Source organism: Paraburkholderia sp. (assembly GCF_034668105.1).
Taxonomy (GTDB): Bacteria; Pseudomonadota; Gammaproteobacteria; order Burkholderiales; family Burkholderiaceae; genus Paraburkholderia.
Genome location: NZ_JAXDPY010000542.1, coordinates 1 through 3,812, shown reverse-complemented (window position 1 = coordinate 3,812; position 3,812 = coordinate 1). Strand labels below are relative to the sequence as shown.

At 62.5% G+C, this 3,812-nt stretch carries 2 protein-coding genes; both read left to right on the top strand.

Annotated elements, in window-relative coordinates; translation table 11 throughout:
* Window positions 1–777 precede the first annotated feature (777 nt).
* On the top strand, window positions 778–1,305 hold the full coding sequence (locus QOC89_RS24025) for a (2Fe-2S)-binding protein (protein ID WP_323047299.1): 528 nt from the start codon (window positions 778–780) through the stop codon (window positions 1,303–1,305).
* Between the two features lie 10 nt (window positions 1,306–1,315).
* Entirely contained in the window at window positions 1,316–3,712 is a 2,397-nt protein-coding gene (locus QOC89_RS24020) for a xanthine dehydrogenase family protein molybdopterin-binding subunit (RefSeq protein WP_323047298.1), read from the top strand.
* Window positions 3,713–3,812 lie beyond the last annotated feature (100 nt).

The following is a 3,812-nucleotide window of genomic DNA, read 5'->3' as shown; positions in this document are numbered from 1 at the left end:
CCCCGCACAGTCACGGTAGTGGTGCATCTGGAATCTGTGTTCTCGCGCATTTCGCGTGAGTGACACAGCAGTCATACTTCCGGCGGCGCTGCGCGCGCCGAAGGGGGCTTCGAAAAAACATTGGGTTTTTGGACATGTCGCCTCAAAACACTTAGTAAAACCAATGGTTTCGCGCGATCTCCGTAGAGCATTTCCGAAAACCAATCGCTGTCCGGATGCATTGCCGTGGAGCATATTCGCGCCGAGGCGAAGCCGACACCCCCCAAACAAAGCCACTCTTCGTCCGATGAACCCTTCCGGCGAGCACGTAGTGCGAGGCGGGAAGGATGAGTGCTTTGTCACTCACGCCGAATGTGCGAGAAGACAGAGTCCAGATGCGCCACTACCGTGGCTGTGCGAGGGACCCGCTTAAGTATTCGCGGTTTAAGCCGCTTTCTCTTGCTTACTTCTCTTTGCGGCGGCCGGCAAAGAGAAGTAAGTGCCCGCCCCGCACAGGGGCGACGCTAATAGACCAATAAGAAATCAAGGAAAGGCCAACGCCGTAAGCAACCAGACAACAAGCGCCACGCAGGCAAAAGCCCAACCAACCCAACGCCGTAGGCGGCCAAACAACACCCACCGCAGGCACAACCCAATAGCGCCCCCACCCAATTTGTGCTTTACTTTTCGGCAGACCCATAAAAAAGCCGCAACCCAGCATCACCCTCATCGGACCTCCCAAACAGGCAGCCGAAGGCAAGAAAAAGGTCCGGTCTCACCCCATAAGGAGACAACTGCATGGCGATCAGCATCAGTCTGACGGTGAACGGCGCGCCCATCAGCGCCTCAATCGACCCTGGCACCCTGCTTGTTCAGTTCCTGCGCGATCAACTTCGCCTCACAGGCACGCACATCGGCTGCGACACCGCCCAGTGCGGCGCCTGCACCGTCCACCTGAACGGCCGCGCGATCAAATCCTGCAACATCCTCGCGGTCCAGGCCGAAGGCGCCCACATCACCACCATCGAAGGACTCGCCAAAGACGGTGCCCTGCACCCCATGCAAGCCGCCTTCAAACACTGCCACGGCCTGCAGTGCGGTTTCTGTACGCCCGGCATGGTCATGAGCGCGGTCTCGCTCGTCGAACGTCAGCCCAATCTCACCGGCGACGATGTGCGCGCCCAACTCGACGGCAACCTGTGCCGCTGTACGGGATATCACAACATCGTCAAAGCAGTGCTCGAAGGCGCCGAAGGCATGAAATCCTCCGGCACGGCCAGCGCCCCCGCGAACCCGGTCGCAGCCGCCGCGCCGGTTACCGCCTGAGGAGACGACGATGAACGCACCCGAAACCCATCACCTGATCGGCGCCTCCGTCGAACGTAAGGAAGACTATCGGTTCCTGACCGGCAACGGTCAGTACACCGACGACATCGTCCTGCCCCAGCAAACCTTCGCGGTATTTCTGCGCTCGCCGCACGCGCACGCAAAAATCAACAGCATCGATACGGCCGCGGCCAAGCAGTCGCCGGGTGTGATCGCGATCTTCACCGGCACGGACATGGCCGCCGACAACGTCGGCGGCCTGCCGTGCGGCTGGCTGATCCACAGTACCGACGGCAAGCCGATGAACGAGCCGCCCCATCCGATCATTGCGCATACGAAAGCGCGCCACGTCGGCGATCAGGTCGCGCTCGTCATCGCCGATTCGATCAAGGCCGCCAAAGACGCCGCCGAACTGATCGAGGTCGATTACGACGTGCTGCCGGCCGTGGTCGACACCGCCCACGCCGCCGATCCAGGCCAGGCAGCGGTTCACGACGAAGTGCCGGACAACGTCTGTTACAACTGGGGCCACGGCGACAAAGCCGCGACCGACGCCGCCTTCGCCAAAGCGGCGCACGTCACCACGCTCGACATCGTCAATAACCGCCTGATCCCGAACGCCATCGAGCCGCGCGCGGTCAACGCGAGCTACTCCGTGCAGGACGACAGCTACACGCTCTACGTCGCGAACCAGAATCCGCACGTGGAACGCCTGTTGATGGCCGCGTTCGTGTTGTCGCTGCCGGAATCGAAACTGCGCGTCATCGCGCCGGATGTCGGCGGCGGCTTCGGGTCGAAGATCTTCCTGTACGCCGAAGACGTCGCGCTGACGTGGGCGTCGAAGAAGATTCGTCGGCCGATCAAATGGACCGCGGAGCGCTCGGAAGCTTTCGTGTCCGACGCACACGGCCGCGATCACGTGACCAAAGCCGAATTGGCCATGGACGCCGACGGCAAATTCCTCGCGATGCGCATCCATACGATCGCCAACATGGGCGCGTATCTGTCGACCTTCGCCTCGAGCGTGCCGACCATCCTGTACGCCACGCTGCTCGCCGGCCAGTACACGACGCCCGCCATCTACGCCGAGGTGAAAGCAGTCTTCACCAATACCGTGCCGGTCGATGCCTACCGCGGCGCCGGCCGTCCCGAAGCGACATACGTGGTCGAGCGCCTGGTCGAAACCGCGGCACGCGAGATGAAACTCGATCCCGCGGAAATCCGTCGCCGCAATTTCATCCGCGAGTTTCCGTACGCCACACCGGTTGGCCTCACTTACGACACCGGCGACTACGAAACCATCCTCGCGCGCTCGCTCGAACTGGCGGACGTGAAGGGCTTCGAAGCCCGCAGGCAGGAATCGGAGAAGAACGGCAAGCGCCGCGGTCTCGGCTACTCGTGCTACATCGAGGCGTGCGGGTTGGCGCCGTCGAACATCGCCGGCGCACTCGGCGCACGCGCCGGGCTCTTCGAAGTCGGCCAGATCCGTGTGCACCCGACGGGTTCCGTCACCGTGTTCACCGGCTCGCACAGTCATGGCCAAGGCCACGAAACAACCTTCGCGCAAGTGGTCGCGGACCGGCTCGGCATTGCGCTGGAAAGCGTCGAGATCGTTCACGGGGACACCGGCCGCATCCCGTTCGGCATGGGCACCTATGGCTCGCGCTCGATTGCAGTGGGCGGCTCGGCGATCATGAAGGCGCTCGACAAGATCGAAACCAAGGCAAAAAAAATCGCCGCACATCTGCTGGAAGCCGCAGCGGAAGACATCGAGTTCAAGGACGGTGTGTTCCGCGTCGCGGGCACCGATCGCACCAAGGCGTTCGCCGACATCTCGCTCGCGGCGTATGTGCCGCACAACTATCCGCTCGACGTGCTCGAACCGGGTCTCGAAGAAAGCGCGTTTTACGATCCGACCAACTTCACCTACCCATCCGGCGCATACATCTGCGAGATCGAAGTCGATCCCGAAACGGGCGTGTGCCGCATCCAGCAGTTCACCGCGGTCGACGATTTCGGCAACGTGATCAACCCGATGATCGTCGAAGGCCAGGTGCACGGCGGACTCGCGCAGGGCATCGGTCAGGCGATGCTGGAACGCTGCGTGTACGACAACGAAAGTGGCCAGTTGCTGTCCGGCTCCTACATGGACTACGCGATGCCGCATGCGTCCGATCTGCCGAACTTCACCGTCGAAACCGTGAAGGGCACGCCGTGCACGCACAATCCGCTCGGTGTGAAAGGGTGCGGCGAGGCCGGCGCGATCGGCTCGCCGCCGGCAGTGATCAACGCGATCCTCGACGCGCTCGCGCCGCTCGGCGTGACCGATCTGCAAATGCCGGCGACACCGCATCGCGTGTGGTCGGCGATTCACGCGGCCAATTCAAGCGCCAAGCAACCCCACTGAGATCCTGAGCGGAGCATTCGACATGTATTCATTCGAGTATCAACGCGCGACGGATCCGAAAGCGGCCGCCGCAGCCCTCATCGCCGACAGCGACGCGAAG

Bases quoted from the DNA above. Each gene is read 5' to 3' on its own strand.
- QOC89_RS24020 (WP_323047298.1), top strand. From the start codon at position 1,316: ATGAACGCACCCGAAACCCATCACCTGATCGGCGCCTCCGTCGAACGT.
- QOC89_RS24025 (WP_323047299.1), top strand. From the start codon at position 778: ATGGCGATCAGCATCAGTCTGACGGTGAACGGCGCGCCCATCAGCGCC.